At 35.7% G+C, this 15,708-nt stretch carries 15 protein-coding genes; 10 read left to right on the top strand and 5 right to left on the bottom strand.

Features of this window, described 5'->3' with window-relative positions:
* Window positions 1-31: 31 nt before the first annotated feature.
* On the top strand, window positions 32-2,782 hold the full coding sequence (metH, locus tag JCM15092_RS05920) for a methionine synthase (protein ID WP_024993852.1): 2,751 nt from the start codon (window positions 32-34) through the stop codon (window positions 2,780-2,782).
* Window positions 2,783-2,926: 144 nt separating this feature from the next.
* Here the strand turns inward: metH and eno are convergent, their stop codons facing one another.
* On the bottom strand, window positions 2,927-4,216 hold the full coding sequence (gene eno, locus JCM15092_RS05925) for a phosphopyruvate hydratase (protein WP_024993853.1): 1,290 nt from the start codon (window positions 4,214-4,216) through the stop codon (window positions 2,927-2,929).
* Between the two features lie 475 nt (window positions 4,217-4,691).
* Here eno and pepT point away from each other — a divergent pair, with 475 nt between their 5' ends.
* From pepT to JCM15092_RS05945, 4 genes are all read left to right on the top strand, one after another.
* The gene (gene pepT, locus JCM15092_RS05930) at window positions 4,692-5,915 is read left to right on the top strand and encodes a peptidase T (protein WP_024993854.1); all 1,224 of its coding nucleotides are present in this window, start codon (window positions 4,692-4,694) and stop codon (window positions 5,913-5,915) included.
* Between the two features lie 25 nt (window positions 5,916-5,940).
* Window positions 5,941-7,026 carry a glycine cleavage system aminomethyltransferase GcvT gene (gcvT, locus tag JCM15092_RS05935; RefSeq protein WP_024993855.1) on the top strand — a complete coding sequence of 362 codons (1,086 nt, stop codon included), beginning with the start codon at window positions 5,941-5,943 and terminating at the stop codon, window positions 7,024-7,026.
* Window positions 7,027-7,171: 145 nt separating this feature from the next.
* Window positions 7,172-9,430 carry a cation:proton antiporter gene (locus JCM15092_RS05940; RefSeq protein WP_024993856.1) on the top strand — a complete coding sequence of 753 codons (2,259 nt, stop codon included), beginning with the start codon at window positions 7,172-7,174 and terminating at the stop codon, window positions 9,428-9,430.
* 5 nt (window positions 9,431-9,435) lie between these two features.
* A complete protein-coding gene (locus JCM15092_RS05945) occupies window positions 9,436-9,861 on the top strand; it encodes an HIT family protein (protein WP_024993857.1) in 426 nt (141 codons plus the stop codon).
* Between the two features lie 46 nt (window positions 9,862-9,907).
* On the opposite strand, the gene JCM15092_RS05950 is transcribed toward JCM15092_RS05945, so the two are convergent.
* From JCM15092_RS05950 to JCM15092_RS05965, 4 genes are all read right to left on the bottom strand, one after another.
* A complete protein-coding gene (locus JCM15092_RS05950) occupies window positions 9,908-10,333 on the bottom strand; it encodes an RNA-binding S4 domain-containing protein (RefSeq protein ID WP_024993858.1) in 426 nt (141 codons plus the stop codon).
* Window positions 10,333-10,896 (bottom strand): aminoacyl-tRNA hydrolase, encoded by a 564-nt coding sequence (gene pth / locus JCM15092_RS05955; RefSeq protein ID WP_024993859.1) that lies wholly within the window; start codon window positions 10,894-10,896, stop codon window positions 10,333-10,335. Before pth ends, JCM15092_RS05950 begins: the two co-directional genes overlap by 1 nt.
* Window positions 10,897-10,918: 22 nt before the next feature.
* Complete coding sequence (locus JCM15092_RS05960; protein WP_024993860.1) at window positions 10,919-11,509, bottom strand: 50S ribosomal protein L25/general stress protein Ctc; 591 nt, start codon at window positions 11,507-11,509, stop codon at window positions 10,919-10,921.
* Window positions 11,510-11,677: 168 nt separating this feature from the next.
* A complete protein-coding gene (locus tag JCM15092_RS05965) occupies window positions 11,678-12,058 on the bottom strand; it encodes a PUR family DNA/RNA-binding protein (protein ID WP_024993861.1) in 381 nt (126 codons plus the stop codon).
* Window positions 12,059-12,254: 196 nt separating this feature from the next.
* Here JCM15092_RS05965 and nusB point away from each other — a divergent pair, with 196 nt between their 5' ends.
* The 5 genes from nusB to JCM15092_RS05990 all read left to right on the top strand — a co-directional run bounded on the left by nusB (window position 12,255) and on the right by JCM15092_RS05990 (window position 15,633).
* On the top strand, window positions 12,255-13,181 hold the full coding sequence (gene nusB, locus JCM15092_RS05970; RefSeq protein ID WP_024993862.1) for a transcription antitermination factor NusB: 927 nt from the start codon (window positions 12,255-12,257) through the stop codon (window positions 13,179-13,181).
* 43 nt (window positions 13,182-13,224) lie between these two features.
* A complete protein-coding gene (gene yajC / locus JCM15092_RS05975; RefSeq protein WP_024993863.1) occupies window positions 13,225-13,542 on the top strand; it encodes a preprotein translocase subunit YajC in 318 nt (105 codons plus the stop codon).
* A 72-nt stretch (window positions 13,543-13,614) separates the two neighbouring features.
* Complete coding sequence (locus tag JCM15092_RS05980; protein WP_334166514.1) at window positions 13,615-14,541, top strand: CdaR family protein; 927 nt, start codon at window positions 13,615-13,617, stop codon at window positions 14,539-14,541.
* Window positions 14,538-15,131, top strand: coding sequence for a dephospho-CoA kinase (gene coaE / locus JCM15092_RS05985; protein WP_024993865.1), 594 nt, complete (start codon window positions 14,538-14,540; stop codon window positions 15,129-15,131). Before JCM15092_RS05980 ends, coaE begins: the two co-directional genes overlap by 4 nt.
* A gap of 67 nt (window positions 15,132-15,198) precedes the next feature.
* On the top strand, window positions 15,199-15,633 hold the full coding sequence (locus JCM15092_RS05990) for a DUF5606 family protein (protein ID WP_024993866.1): 435 nt from the start codon (window positions 15,199-15,201) through the stop codon (window positions 15,631-15,633).
* Window positions 15,634-15,708: the final 75 nt, after the last annotated feature.

Consider the following 15,708-nt stretch of genomic DNA (forward strand, 5'->3'; position numbering starts at 1 on the left):
ATATCGTTTTAACCATAGTATATTTGAAGAGATGAAATCGTTACAACAGACAATACAAGAGAGAATCCTCATACTTGATGGAGCCATGGGGACTATGATACAGAGTTACAATCTAAGAGAAGAAGATTTTAGAGGTACTCAATTTGCAGATATCCCTGGATTGATGAAAGGTAATAATGATATTCTTTCTTTGACACGTCCTGATGTTATAAAAGAGATTCATACAAAGTACCTTAATGCAGGTGCTGATATCATTGAAACAAATACTTTCAATGCACAGAGAGTTTCTATGGCTGATTATCATGTTGAAAGGTATTGTAGACTGATAAACCTTGAAGCTGCAATGATAGCTCGCCAATGTGCTGATAAGTTTACTGCAATGAATCCTGATAAACCTCGTTTCGTTGCAGGATCGGTAGGGCCAACAAACAAGACTCTTTCAATGAGCCCTGATGTAAACAATCCGGCTTTTCGCTCATTGACTTTCGATGAACTGTCTGATGCGTATAAGGAGCAGATGGTAGCACTTATTGATGGTGGAGTTGATGCGCTTTTAATAGAGACTATTTTTGATACACTAAATGCTAAAGCTGCCGTTTACGCAGCTCATGAAGCAATGAAACAGAGTGGAAGGGAAGTGCCAATAATGATCTCTGTTACTGTATCAGATATAGCGGGAAGAACACTTTCCGGACAGACTCTTGAAGCATTTATGGCTTCTATGCAGCACGTCAATATCTTTTCAATCGGATTGAACTGCTCTTTTGGAGCAAAACAGTTGAAACCTTTTTTAGAGACTCTTTCAAATAAATCTTCATATTATATTTCTGCACATCCAAATGCCGGCTTACCTAATTCATTGGGGCAGTATGACCAGACTCCTGAGGAGATGGCTGAACAGGTAGCTGAATATGTCGACGAGGGGCTAGTAAATATTATAGGTGGCTGTTGCGGTACAACAGAAAAGTATATTGAACTCTATTCAGATATTATAAAAGATAAGTTACCTCATGTAAAAGGTAAGGTCAATAATAATCTCAGACTTTCCGGATTGGAACTTTTTGAGAAGAGTCCTGAGATTAATTTCGTAAATGTTGGGGAGCGCTGTAATGTAGCGGGTTCTCGCAAATTCCTACGCCTTATAAATGAGAAGAAATATGATGAGGCATTGCAGATTGCAAGAGCGCAGGTTGAAGATGGAGCTTTGGTTATAGATGTGAATATGGATGATGGCCTTCTTGAGACAAAAGAGGAGATGGTCACATTCCTTAATCTTATTATGTCGGAACCTGATATCGCTAAGGTGCCCATAATGATTGATTCCTCAAAATGGGATGTCATCTGTGCCGGACTTAAGGTACTTCAAGGAAAATCTATAGTAAACTCGATATCTCTAAAAGAGGGAGAGGAGAAGTTCATTGAACATGCTGAATTTATAAAGCGCATGGGAGCAGCAGTCGTTGTTATGGCTTTCGATGAGAAGGGACAGGCTGATACTTACCAAAGAAAGATTGATGTTTGTAAAAGGGCATACACTCTTCTTGTGAATAAGGTGGGCTTTAATCCTAACGATATAATTTTTGACCCAAATGTACTTGCTGTTGCAACCGGTATAGAGGAACATGATAACTATGCAGTCGACTTTATAAATGCTACAGATTGGATAAAGAATAACTTACCGGGAGCACATATCAGTGGAGGTGTAAGTAATCTCTCTTTCTCTTTCCGCGGAAACAACTATATACGTGAGGCCATGCATGCTGTATTCCTTTATCATGCTATAGCAAAAGGCATGGATATGGGAATTGTCAACCCTGCTACATCAATAATTTATGACGATATTCCTGCCGATATTCTTGAGAGAATTGAGGATGTTGTTTTGAACAGAAGAAAGGATGCATCTGAACGACTTATTGAGATTGCAGAAGAACTCAGAAATAAAGAAACTGGTGCTAATGGCGCTGATAAAGTTGCCAAAGATGCATGGAGAGAAGGTGCTTCTGTTGAAGATAGATTGAAGTATGCTCTGATGAAGGGTATAATAGATTATCTTCAGAAGGACTTGGATGAGGCATTGAGAGAATATAGTAAAGCTGTAGATATTATTGAAGGTCCGCTTATGGGTGGAATGAATAAGGTAGGAGAACTCTTTGGCTCAGGAAAAATGTTCTTACCTCAGGTTGTGAAGAGTGCTAGGACAATGAAAAAGGCAGTGGAGATACTGCAACCATATATCGAAAAAAGCGGATCCGGCAAAGTAAAGAGTGCTGGTAAGGTACTTCTTGCCACAGTTAAAGGCGATGTGCATGATATTGGAAAGAACATTGTTTCTGTGGTTATGGCTTGTAACGGGTACGATATAATAGACCTTGGTGTCATGGTGCCGGCAGAGAAAATTGTTGAAGTGGCAAAAAGAGAAAACGTTGATATAATAGGACTTAGTGGATTGATAACTCCTTCACTTGATGAGATGGTGCATGTGGCTATGGAACTTCAGAACCAGGGTCTTAATATTCCTGTGATGATTGGAGGGGCAACAACTTCAAAACTACATACTGCATTAAAGATTGCCCCAGTGTATGGTGCACCGGTTGTTCATCTGAAAGATGCTTCACAGAACTCTTTGGTAGCATCTAAATTGTTGAATCCATCTCAGAAGGATGAGTTTGTAAATCGTTTGGAACAAGATTATGAAGAACTTCGTAAGACAGGTAAGAAAAACAGTGTAGGGACAGTCTCTTTGGATGAGGCAAGAAAAAACAGCCTAAATATCTGGGACTGATTTCTTCTCTATCTCGATTAAGTATTGTTGGGTTATCCCAAACATTAAAATATCAAATAAAAATCCTTGCTGAATTATCAGCAAGGATTTTGTCTTATTAAGTATAAACGTTTATATCTACATAACGTAGACAGAGAAACTATTTTAATACTCTTTTTTTATCTTTTTATAACCATATTGGCAGTTATTTCCCAACTCCTCTTCAATTCTAAGAAGCTGGTTGTATTTAGCCATTCTGTCACTTCTGCTCAAAGAACCTGTCTTGATTTGTCCACTGTTGGTAGCTACAGCAATGTCTGCAATGGTAGCATCCTCAGTTTCTCCGGAACGATGAGAGGTAATTGTAGTGTATCCATTTCTCTGTGCCATCATTATAGCATCAAGTGTCTCTGACAAAGAACCAATCTGATTTACCTTAATAAGGATTGAGTTAGCACAACCTTTTGCTATTCCCTTTTCTAAGAATTTTACATTTGTTACAAAGAGGTCATCACCAACCAACTGTACCTTGTCACCGAGTCTTTCTGTCAGCAGTCTCCAACCTTCCCAGTCATTCTCAGCCATACCATCCTCAATAGAGTCTATAGGGAACTCTGTTGTCAGTTTCTCAAGATAATCTATCTGCTCAGCCGGAGTACGTTTTACACCCTTATCTCCTTCAAATTTAGTATAATCGTAAACGCCATCCTCATAAAACTCAGATGATGCACAATCCAAAGCTATAGTTATATCTTTAAGCGGCTCATATCCGGCTGCAACTATAGCAGCTAGAATAGATTTGAGAGCATCTTCAGTTCCATCAAGAACTGGAGCAAATCCACCTTCATCACCTACAGCAGTACTTAACCCACGTTTTTTTAGTACACCTTTTAAAGCATGGAATACCTCAGCACCCATTCTTAATCCTTCACGGAAACTCTTTGCTCCAACGGGTCTAATCATAAATTCTTGAAAAGCAATAGGAGCGTCTGAATGTGAACCACCATTAATGATGTTCATCATTGGTACCGGAAGAACAAATGTATTTGTTCCGCCAATATAGCGATAAAGAGGAATATCCAATTCAAGAGCAGCAGCTTTTGCTACAGCAAGTGAAACGCCTAGAATAGCATTTGCACCAAGTTTTGATTTTGTTGGTGTGCCGTCAAGTGCAAGCATCTTATCATCAATAGCTCTCTGCTCTAAAACATCCATACCAGTAATAGCAGGAGCAATAATTTTGTTTACATTATCAACAGCAGTCAATACACCTTTACCTCCATATCTAGATTTGTCGCCGTCACGAAGTTCAAGAGCTTCATTTACTCCTGTTGAGGCTCCCGATGGTACGGAAGCTCTACCCATAACGCCTGCTTCTGTGAAGACATCTACCTCAATTGTGGGATTGCCACGTGAATCAAGGATTTCCCTACCGATAACTTTTACTATTTCCATATATTTATATTATTGTGGTTTAGATATAATAAAACAAACAACTTGATAACATTGTTTGGTTTAAACTCAAAAAAATATATTATCTATAAATCTATCTGTTTTTCTCTTATCTTCAAATGTACGAAAATATAATTTTATTATCCTAAGCTTATATTTTATTATCCTAAGGCTTAGGATTAATATCCCAAGCTTATATTTTAATTTTCACTACTTATGTTTTATAATTGTTTATTTGATACTATATTTATTTTTTCAGAGTAGAGTCTTTATTACTCTTGTATACTTTAATTTCTACTATGCCAATAATTAAGTATTTCAGTTTGTCTTACACTGAAAGCTTGAGATATATAGATAAAATGTAAGTTGAAGCAGATATTTAAGTCAGAATAGAGACAAAATGTCTATCATTAATTACATAATAAATGGATTATTTTTTAATTTTACTGCATTATTAAAATACTAAAATTATACATAAATGGACTTGATAGAAAGATTTTTGAAATATGTTAGTTTCGATACACAATCGGATGAGGATTCAGGTATTTGTCCAAGTACACAGAAACAGATGGTATTTGCCAAGTATCTTAAAGAAGAGCTTGAAAACATAGGATTGGAAGATATTACGCTTGATGAGAATGGGTATCTTTTTGCTACTTTACCTGCTAATGTCGATATTGAGGTTCCTGTTATTGGATTCATAGCTCATCTAGATACAAGTCCTGATATGAGTGGAGAAAATGTTAATCCTCGCATAGTTTATAACTATGACGGTGGAGATATTGTGCTTTCTAAAGAAGATAATATTGTTCTTTCACCACGTCAATTCCCTGATTTGTTGAATCATAAAGGTGAAGATCTGATAGTAACCGATGGTAAGACTCTTCTTGGTGCTGATGATAAGGCTGGAATAGCTGAAATAGTATCAGCTATGGTATATCTTAAAAATCATCCTGAAATTAAGCACGGAAAGATAAGAATAGGTTTCAATCCTGACGAAGAAATTGGCATGGGAGCTCATCTCTTTGATGTTAATAAGTTTGGTTGCCAATGGGCATATACTATGGATGGTGGTGAAGTGGGAGAGTTGGAATATGAAAACTTCAATGCTGCATCTGCAAAATTGACATTCTCCGGATGTAATGTTCACCCGGGATATGCAAAAGATAAGATGCTAAACTCTCTGCTTGTAGCTAACGAGTTCATCACAATGTTACCGAAAAATGAGACTCCGGAGACTACAGAAGGTTATGAGGGTTTTTATCATCTAATATCTGTAGAGGGCAGTGTAGAAAAGACAGCAATATCATATATTATCCGTGATCATGACATTAAGATATTCGAAAAACGTAAGGAGAATATGCTTACTTGGGTTGAAAAGATTAACGCTAAATATGGTAACGGAACCGTAAAAATTGAGCTGAAGGATCAGTATTACAATATGCGTGAGAAAGTTGAGCCTGTAAAGCATATTATTGATATTGCTTACAAGGCTATGAAGGATGCAGGAGTAGAACCTAAAGTTAAGCCAATTCGCGGTGGAACAGATGGGGCTCAACTCTCTTTTAAAGGTCTTCCTTGTCCAAACATCTTTGCAGGTGGTATTAATTTCCACGGCAAGTTTGAATTTGTTCCAGTACAATCTATGGAGAAGGCAATGAATGTCATTATAAAGATTGTAGAAGAGACTGCAAACCGATAATATTACTGACCTTAAAATATTAGATATGAAGAGTACACCTTTTACAGAAACGCATGTAGCCCTTGGGGCAAAGATGCACAGTTTTGCAGGATACAATATGCCTATTGAATATTCCGGAATAATTGATGAGCATATTACTGTTTGCAATGGAGTGGGAGTATTTGATGTTTCACATATGGGAGAGTTTTGGGTGAAGGGGCCTAATGCCCTGGATTTCATTCAGAGATTAACTTCTAATGATGCATCAATATTACAACTTGGTAAAGCTCAATATACCTGCTTTACTAATGATAAAGGAGGTATTGTAGATGACCTTCTGGTTTACCATTACGAACCTCAAAAGTACATGCTTGTTGTTAATGCTGCAAATATTGATAAGGATTGGAACTGGTGTGTTTCACATAATGAGGTAGGTGCTGAGTTGGAAAATGCTTCAGACAATATGGCACAACTTGCAATTCAAGGGCCAAAGGCTATTGATGTGCTGCAAAGGCTTACTGATGTGAAGCTATCTGACATTCCATATTATTCATTTAAGACTGGTGAGTTTGCAGGCTGTAAAAGTGTTATAATATCTAATACAGGATATACCGGTGCTGGAGGTTTTGAACTCTATTTTTATCCTTCTGATGCGATGAAGATATGGAATGCAATCTTTGAAGAAGGAAAGCCGGAGGGTATCAAGCCTATTGGTCTTGGAGCACGTGATACATTGAGATTAGAGATGGGCTATTGTCTCTACGGTAACGACCTTAGCGATACAACTTCTCCTATAGAGGCAGGCTTGGGATGGATTACTAAATTTGTTGACGGTAAAAACTTTATAGCACGTGACATTATAGAGGCTCAAAAGAAGAATGGCGTTTCCAAAAAGTTGGTAGCCTTCGAGATGATTGACCGTGGTATTCCTAGAGAGCATTATCCTATTTTGGATGCTAATGGAGAAAATATTGGAGAAGTAACAAGTGGTACAATGTCTCCTATTTTAAAGATTGGCATCGGCATGGGTTATGTTAAATATGAGTTATCAAAGGTTGATAGCGAGATATTTATAGATGTAAGAGGAAGAAAACTGAAAGCTAAAGTCGTTAAGGCTCCTTTTAGGAAATAGAGGATAAAATAGAATCTTTGATTTACAATTATCATATATAGAGCGCCGCTATAGTAAAATATAGTGGCGTTTTTTATAAATATATTCGAAAAATTAGAAACCTTCTTATCTACAATTGTTACTTTTGTAAAACAATCTAGAGATTATGACGACTTTACCACCTTTGATAAGTGATCTTAGCTTGATATTGCTTTGTGCAGCTATAACTACTGTCATATTCAAAAAACTCAAACAGCCATTGGTACTTGGTTATATCGTGGCTGGTTTTCTTGCAAGCCCAAATATAAATTTTACACCCAGTGTTATAGATACAGCCAGTATCCATACATGGTCAGAAATAGGAGTTATCTTCCTACTTTTTGCATTGGGATTGGAATTTAGCATAAAAAAAATATTGAAAGTTGGAGGTACAGCCATAATATCCGCTTCTACAATTATATTTTGTATGATATGTATAGGTCTAGTTGTAGGATTATCGTTTGGTTGGAAGCGTATGGACTGTATCTATCTAGGTGGTATGCTCGCTATGTCTTCTACAACAATTATCTATAAAGCATTTGAAGATCTAGGGTTACTCAAAAAGAAGTTTGCAGGTATCGTGCTAAGTATACTTATACTGGAAGATATAGTTGCTATTATTCTATTGGTTTTGTTGAGTACTGTTGCTGTTAGTCAGAACTTTGAGGGTACAGAACTTATGTTTAGCATGGCTAAGTTGGTTTTCTTCCTTGTACTATGGTTTGTTGTCGGCATCTATATAATCCCCATTTTGTTGCGTCGTGCTAAAAAGTTTATTACCAATGAGATGTTGCTTATTATTTCTCTAGCCTTATGCTTTGGAATGGCTGTCTTTGCAACAAATGTAGGTTTTTCAGCCGCTTTCGGTGCTTTTATTATGGGATCCATCCTAGCTGAGACTGTAGAGGCCGAGAAGATTGAGAAACTTGTTGCTCCGGTGAAGGATCTATTTGGTGCCATATTTTTCGTATCAGTTGGTATGATGGTTGACTTTTCCATGATTACTGAATATATTGGACCAATTGTCATAATTACTCTTGCAATAATATTTGGACAGGCAATATTTGGAACAGGTGGCGTTTTGCTCTCTGGACAACCTTTAAAAACATCAATTCAGTGTGGTTTCAGTCTTATGCAGATAGGAGAGTTTGCATTCATTATCGCTTCTCTTGGTGTAAGCCTTAATGTTACAAGCAATTTCCTATATCCTATAGTGGTTGCAGTCTCAGTTATAACGACGTTCCTTACCCCATATATGATTCGTTTATCAACACCTATATATTCCTATGTAGAGAGGCGTCTCCCTTCCCGTTTGGAATGGATGGTAAATGGATATGCCTCTGAATATTCAAATATAACTCGCAGTAACTATTGGAAATATCTAATTGTAGACATCATTAAGATAGTATCCATTTATTCTATTCTTTCAATTGCAGTTATATTGTTATCTAAGAAGTTCCTTTTCCATTTGCTTGAACATTTTCTCTCTGTGGGATGGTCGAATTTCATTGGAACTTTTATCACTTTAATACTCATAGCACCTTTCCTTCGTGCTATTGTCATGAAGAAGAATCATTCGATAGAGTTTCGTGCTTTATGGAAAAATAACCGACGTAATCGTGCTCCTCTTATATCTACAATTTTATTAAGATTTGTGATAGATATTTTATTTGTTCTTTTTGTGATAAATATTAAGTATAGAGCATCAATAACAATAACTATTGGAATTGCCATTATGCTTGTCTTGGTAATGATGTTTTCTAGATGGCTGAAGAAACAATCTATCTATATGGAGAGAGTCTTTATAAAGAACCTAAGGTTAAGGGATATTGAGGCTGAGTTCTCAGGAAAGAAGAGGCCCAAATATGCAGATACTCTTCTGTCGCATGATTTACATATAAGTAATTATACTGTATCAGCAGATTCTTCTTGGGTCGGTAAGACTCTTGCCCATCTTAATATAGGTCGTAAGCTAGGTGTTCATGTGATATCAATAATCAGAGGCAATCATAGGATTAATATTCCGGGTGGAGAAACAGTAATCTTCCCTAACGATAACCTGCAGATTATCGGTACCGATGTTCAGATAGATGAGTTTACCAAGAGAGCAGATAAAGCATGTTTGGATGTTGACTATTCCGAGATAGAGAAGAGCGAAATTATGTTGAACCAGCTGCCTGTTGAACATAACTCATATATGATTAACCATAGCATACGAGAAATAGGTTTCCGTGATAAATATAATTGTCTTGTAGTTGGTATTGAGAAAGGGAATGGAGAATTGATAGTCCCGTCAACAGATACACCTATTAAACAGGGCGATATGATATGGTTGGTTGGAGAAAAGGAAAACTTAAAGAAAATATCTGATATAATAACTAAATAAATATTATGAAAACAGACCCAAAAGATTGTCTTTATTGTCAGAACAATGAGGCATTAAACAATTTGATGATTGAGATAGCACACCTATCTGTATCCAGAGTATTCTTGTTTAAAGAGCAAACCTATAGAGGTAGATGTTTAGTAGCATATGATGAACATGTTAACGACCTGTTTGAACTCTCTGCAGAGAAAAGAGATGCCTTTATGGATGATGTTACAAGAGTGACAAGGGCTATGGATAAAGTTTTCCATCCCGAAAAGATAAACTATGGAGCATATAGTGACAAACTATCACATCTTCACTTCCACTTGGCTCCAAAATATGTTGATGGTCCTGACTATGGTTCAGTCTTTCAGATGAATCCTGGAAAAGTATATCTAAGCAATCAGGAGTACGAAGAGATGATTAAGGCTATTAAGGAGAATCTTTAATTATATGCAGAAACAGAAAAGCACCATGAAATATGGTGCTTTTTCGTTACTCATTATCAAAATCAAAGTCGAAGTCGAAATCATCATCTGAATTGAATTCAGGAGAAGCGAAATCGTCCATGTTTCGTCTATCTTTTTTGGTAGGACGTCCAGTGCCACGAGCTCTGTTAACAAAACCGCTTATCTTATTCATCTCCATCAGTTCGTATTGGTCCGGAGTAGTTACATTCTCCAAGATATCATTTACCAGTTTTGCTCCTACGCGCTTTTCTATAGGTTGTAATACCTTGAATGAATAAATAATAGGTGGCTTTTTTACTTGTATAACATCGCCGGCCTTAATCATTCTTGCTGGTTTAGTCTGAGCTCCGTTAATAGAAATTCTTCCTTTTTTGCATGCTTCAGCTGCAATAGTGCGCGTCTTGAAGATACGAGAAGCCCAAAGCCATTTATCTATTCTTGCTTCAGCCATTATCTCTTATTATATTGGTTCATTGTAATGTCTATACCAGCAAGGCAGAAACTCTTTACAATCTCTCCTGCTAATTGAAGGCGTTCATCCATTGTCTCCATGTCTTTCTCATCAAAATGACCTAGGACAAAGTCTATCTGTCCCCCTTTGGGGAACTCATTACCTATACCAAATTTCAGTCTGGCATAGTTTTGTGTTCCTAGGGTAGCTGCAATATGCTTTAGTCCGTTATGTCCGGCATCACTTCCTTTTCCTTTCAATCTTAATGTACCAAATGGTAGAGAGAGATCATCCACTATAATGAGAACATTTTCCAATGGAATATTCTCTTTCTGCATCCAATATCTTACGGCATTACCGCTAAGGTTCATGTATGTAGAAGGCTTAAGAAGAATAAGCTGTCTGCCTTTAACAGACAGGTTAGAGGTAGCTCCATAACGTCCATCTGCAAAAACAATATTGGACGCCTTAGCAAAAGCGTCCAATACCATAAATCCTATGTTGTGACGGGTTTTTCGGTATTCATCACCTATATTCCCCAATCCTACAATCAAATATTTCATTGAGAGGATAAAATTTTAAAAATTATGAGTTAGCTTGAGCACCGCGAGCTGCACGAGTCAACTTAACAGCACAAACTACAGCTGCTTTAGCATTCATCAATTCTAATCCATCATAGTGAAGTTCACCTACTTTAATAGTCTTACCAAGACCAAGTGGTGTAACATCAACTTTAAGACGTTCTGGAATTGTATTGTAAAGAGCTTTAACTTTTAGTTTTCGAAGCTGAAGAGCCAATTTACCACCGGCACGAACACCTTCTGCAAGACCTTCCAACTGTACTGGAACTTCCATAACGATAGGTTTAGACTCATCGATTTGATAGAAGTCAACGTGAAGGATAGTGTCTTTTACTGGGTGGAACTGAATATCTTTAAGGATAACATTAACAACTTTACCATCGATATCAAGATTTACCACATATATGTGAGGAGTGTAAACCAAGTTACGAAGGCCATCTGCTGGTACGCTGAAATGAGTTGCAACAGGTAAACCTTTTTCGTCTTTTTCTACACCATAAACAACGCAAGGTACAGAGTTGTTTTTACGAAGTTCTTGAGTGGCTTTTTTGCCTAGGTCTGTTCTTACAGTACCTTTAATTTCAATTGATTTCATTTTTAATAAAATTTGTGTTACTCTAAATTAAGTATAATTCTTGTTGCCTAATTCGCCATCACACGATGTGGTATTATCACACGATGCCTGAAAAGCGGTGCAAAAATAGCTCTTTATTTTATAAAATCAAAGTAAATTATGTTTTTTGAAACTCTATTTGATTAATATTTAGAAGTCTATATCAATCTTTATTGCTCCTTTCTCCTCTTTTTCAACGCAACATTCTTCATTTGCCTCATTTTCGCAACTGTAGTTAGATGCTATAGGACCTTGTTCATCTGCAATAAATTGTATAGCTTGTTGAAGTCCTCCCATGAACTTTTCGAAGTCTTCTTTGTAAAGAAATATTTTATGTTTCTCAAAACTAACCAATGAATCATCACCTTCTCCTGAAACGACTTTTTTGCTCTCTGTTATAGCAAGGAACATTTCATCTTTTCTGTTCTTCTTGACATCTAAGTAATAGATTCGTTTGCCTGCTTTAACAGCTTTTGAAAAAACTATCTCCTTGTCATTTTCAACTGTGTTTTTCTTTTTATTATCTTCCATATCAATTTTCATTAAGTAACGGAAGCCAAATTTGGTCATTTTTTTTAAATTGACAAAAAAATATTTCAGAAACTTCGGTAAAGCAAAAAATTAATCGTACTTATGGTAGTTTTTCAATTAAAAAATGTAATTATATTGTGAGGAGTCAATTGAAATACCTAATTTTGCATTTCCTAAAATAATTTTATTTTGAATTATGATTAATAGAGTTCTTATCCGTCTCAAGGTCGTTCAGATAATATATGCATATTATCAGAATGGAGGAAAAAACCTTGAAACTGCAGAAAAGGAGTTGTTCTACAGCCTAGCTAAGGCTTATGACCTTTACAATTACCTTTTATTACTTATGGTTGAGGTGACAAAATATGCTGGCAAAAAACAGGCTTCAGCAAAAAACAGGTTATCTCCAACACAAGACGACTTAAACCCGAATAGTAAATTTGTAAACAATAAGTTCATAGCTCAGCTCTCTGAGAATAAACAACTACTTGATTTTGTTAATAATCAAAAGAAGACCTGGGATAATGAACCTGAATATATCAAACAACTGTTTGAAAAGATAGAGAATAGTGATATCTACAAAGAGTATATGGAGAGCGATTTATCTTCATATGAAGACGATAAAGATCTTTGGAGAAAACTGTACAAAAAGATTATCTTTACAGATGCAGACTTAGATCAGGTACTTGAGGATCAAAGTTTGTATTGGAACGATGACAAAGAGATAGTTGATACATTTGTTCTAAAAACTATAAAGAGATTTGAGGAGAAGAAAGGCGGTAAACAAGAGTTACTTCCTGAATTTAAAGACGAAGAAGATAAGGAGTTTGCAAGCCGTCTTTTCAGACGTGCTGTTTTGAATGCTGATTACTATCGTCATCTTGTTGCAGAAGGAACAAGAAACTGGGATATTGACAGAATTGCATTTATGGACATGCTTATCATGCAGATCGCATTAGCTGAGATCTTGAGTTTCCCAAATATTCCTATCAATGTCTCTTTGAATGAATATGTAGAGATTGCTAAGCTATATAGCACAGGCAAGAGTGGCGGTTTTATTAATGGTACTCTTGACGGAATAGTTAATCAATTAAAAAAAGATAATAAGTTAACGAAAAATTGATAACTTTGTTAATACTATAATACTAACTAAAAAAAATTAAATCATGAATTTATCATTCGTATTCTTACAGCAAGGCGCAGCAGGTGGTGATTACACTTTCCTGATAATGATGGTAGCAATTTTTGCTATTATGTATTTCTTCATGATACGTCCACAGAATAAGAAACAAAAAGCAATAGCAAACTTCCGCAAGAGCCTTGAAATAGGGCAGGATGTTATTACTGCAGGTGGTATTTATGGAAAGATTAAAGATCTAGATGATAATACTGTTACTTTGGAAATAGCTCCTAGTGTTAGAATTAAGATTGATAAAAACTCTATATTTGCTGATGCAGCAAACCAGCAGCAAAATAAAAAATAAAAGATGTCCGCTAAACGGAAGGATATTATTAATTATTTAAAGATATCTAGAATAATCAGGTCGTTTCTATTGATGAAAGTCAATAGAGATTTCCTGATTTTCTTGTTTTTTATTTTTGTAGCTTCTCTATTCTGGCTATTACAGACTCTGAATGACGTATATGAGGCAGAGGTCGCTATACCAGTAAAGGTTACAAATGTTCCAAAGAATGCATTGATAACATCTGAGATACCTAGTGATTTGAAAGTTGTTTTGAGAGACAAAGGAACAATTCTTATAAACTACTTCCTTGGTAAAACAATTTCTCCTGTAGAAATCAACTTCATGGACCTGTATAATGAAAAGAATAAAGTTGAAATATTAACAGAGAGATTCAACAAAATCATAACTTATCAGCTTAACCAGTCAACCAAGCTTTTATCTATAAAACCGGAAAAGTTTGATTTTATATATACACTAGGTAAATCAAAGAAAATTCCGGTACAGATAAAAGGTGATATAACTCCCAAAAGGAGTTACTACATATCTAATATTGTATACAACCCTGATTCAGTGAGTGTATATGCACCATCTCAGATTTTGGATAAAATAAATGTTGCATATACAACACCGATATACATGGAGAATATTGGAGAAACCAAAAATATAGAGGTTGACTTGGCAAAGGTAAATGGTGCTAAATTTATACCGTCTAAAGTAAAGTTAAGATTGGCTGTTGATATATATTCAGAGAAGAGTCTGGATGTTCCTATTCAAGGTGTTAATTTTCCGGTAGGGAAGACCTTGCGTACATTTCCATCAAAAGTAAAGGTGAATTTCCAAATCGGACTCAAGAACTTTAAGAATGTCACTCCTGATGATTTCTTTATCTGCGTGAACTATGAAGATTTGGCAAATAGTAAGGATGATAAATGTACCATAGTATTGAAATCATACCCTTCGTTTGTAAAACATATAACTTTAAATCCTACTAAAGTAGATTATCTTATTGAAGAATGATTAAAATTGCGATAACTGGAGGCATAGGTAGCGGTAAATCGTATGTTTCTTCGATCTTTGAGTCTTTTGATGTACCGATATACAATGCTGATGAGAACTCTAAAAAGATCGTATCATCAAGTATTGAAATAAAAGATAGACTTATTGATATATTGGGAGATGAGTGCTATAAAGGTGGCATTTTAAACAAGAAACTACTTGCAGATTTTATCTTTTCTTCGGATTGTAATAGACTTCTTGTTAATTCCATCATACATCCTTATGTATATATGGATTTTCTTAAGTGGAGTAAAGAACATTACTATAGTAATATTATTGGTATGGAGTCTGCTATTCTATTTGAATCAGGATTTGATAAGTATGTAGATAGAGTAGTGATGGTTTATGCTCCATTAGAGTTGAGAATTGAGAGAGCAATGGCAAGAGATAATGCTAGTCGAGATGAGATTAAAGCACGTATTTCTGCTCAGATGGATGATGAAAAAAAGAGACATTTATCTCACTATGTAATTGATAATAGTGGAGATGTTGAGCTGATTCTTCAAGTAAAAAAGGTTATTGAGCAATTATTAAAAGAATTTAGAGAGTAATAATTTGGGAGTTTAAAGGTGTAATAGTACTTTTGCTGCCTCAATTAGAAATATAAAATAGAACAATATGTTGAAAACAATTTTATCAATATCAGGTAAACCTGGATTATATAATCTTATTTCTCAAGGTAAGAATATGCTTATTGTAGAGACTATAGATGTAGCTAAGAAAAGAATTCCTGTATATGCAAGTGAGAAAGTGATATCTTTAGGCGATATAGCTATGTATACTGATGCTGAGGAGGTAGCGCTAAGTGATGTTCTTGAATCGGTTAAGAATAAAGAGAATGGTGCTGCTGCAACTATTAACTATAAGAAAGCATCAAATTCTGAGTTGTTTGATTACTTTGGTGAAGTTCTTCCTAATTTCGATCGTGATAGAGTACATGCAAGCGATATAAAGAAACTTCTTTTGTGGTATAACCTTCTTATTGAAAATGGAATTTCTGATTTTTCTGTAGCTGAAGCTGAAGCAGAAAGTGAAGCTAATGAAGCAGAATAATTTCTTATAATAAAAATTCTCCAACTTTGATGGTGTTATGTACTGTCGGGATTGGTGTAATAGATACAAAAAAGG

The organism is Phocaeicola paurosaccharolyticus JCM 15092 (assembly GCF_000613805.1).
Classification (GTDB): Bacteria; Bacteroidota; Bacteroidia; order Bacteroidales; family Bacteroidaceae; genus Phocaeicola; species Phocaeicola paurosaccharolyticus.

Bases quoted from the DNA above. Each gene is read 5' to 3' on its own strand.
- metH (WP_024993852.1), top strand. From the start codon at position 32: ATGAAATCGTTACAACAGACAATACAAGAGAGAATCCTCATACTTGAT.
- eno (WP_024993853.1), bottom strand. From the start codon at position 4,216: ATGGAAATAGTAAAAGTTATCGGTAGGGAAATCCTTGATTCACGTGGC.
- pepT (WP_024993854.1), top strand. From the start codon at position 4,692: ATGGACTTGATAGAAAGATTTTTGAAATATGTTAGTTTCGATACACAA.
- gcvT (WP_024993855.1), top strand. From the start codon at position 5,941: ATGAAGAGTACACCTTTTACAGAAACGCATGTAGCCCTTGGGGCAAAG.
- JCM15092_RS05940 (WP_024993856.1), top strand. From the start codon at position 7,172: ATGACGACTTTACCACCTTTGATAAGTGATCTTAGCTTGATATTGCTT.
- JCM15092_RS05945 (WP_024993857.1), top strand. From the start codon at position 9,436: ATGAAAACAGACCCAAAAGATTGTCTTTATTGTCAGAACAATGAGGCA.
- JCM15092_RS05950 (WP_024993858.1), bottom strand. From the start codon at position 10,333: ATGGCTGAAGCAAGAATAGATAAATGGCTTTGGGCTTCTCGTATCTTC.
- pth (WP_024993859.1), bottom strand. From the start codon at position 10,896: ATGAAATATTTGATTGTAGGATTGGGGAATATAGGTGATGAATACCGA.
- JCM15092_RS05960 (WP_024993860.1), bottom strand. From the start codon at position 11,509: ATGAAATCAATTGAAATTAAAGGTACTGTAAGAACAGACCTAGGCAAA.
- JCM15092_RS05965 (WP_024993861.1), bottom strand. From the start codon at position 12,058: ATGGAAGATAATAAAAAGAAAAACACAGTTGAAAATGACAAGGAGATA.
- nusB (WP_024993862.1), top strand. From the start codon at position 12,255: ATGATTAATAGAGTTCTTATCCGTCTCAAGGTCGTTCAGATAATATAT.
- yajC (WP_024993863.1), top strand. From the start codon at position 13,225: ATGAATTTATCATTCGTATTCTTACAGCAAGGCGCAGCAGGTGGTGAT.
- JCM15092_RS05980 (WP_334166514.1), top strand. From the start codon at position 13,615: ATGAAAGTCAATAGAGATTTCCTGATTTTCTTGTTTTTTATTTTTGTA.
- coaE (WP_024993865.1), top strand. From the start codon at position 14,538: ATGATTAAAATTGCGATAACTGGAGGCATAGGTAGCGGTAAATCGTAT.
- JCM15092_RS05990 (WP_024993866.1), top strand. From the start codon at position 15,199: ATGTTGAAAACAATTTTATCAATATCAGGTAAACCTGGATTATATAAT.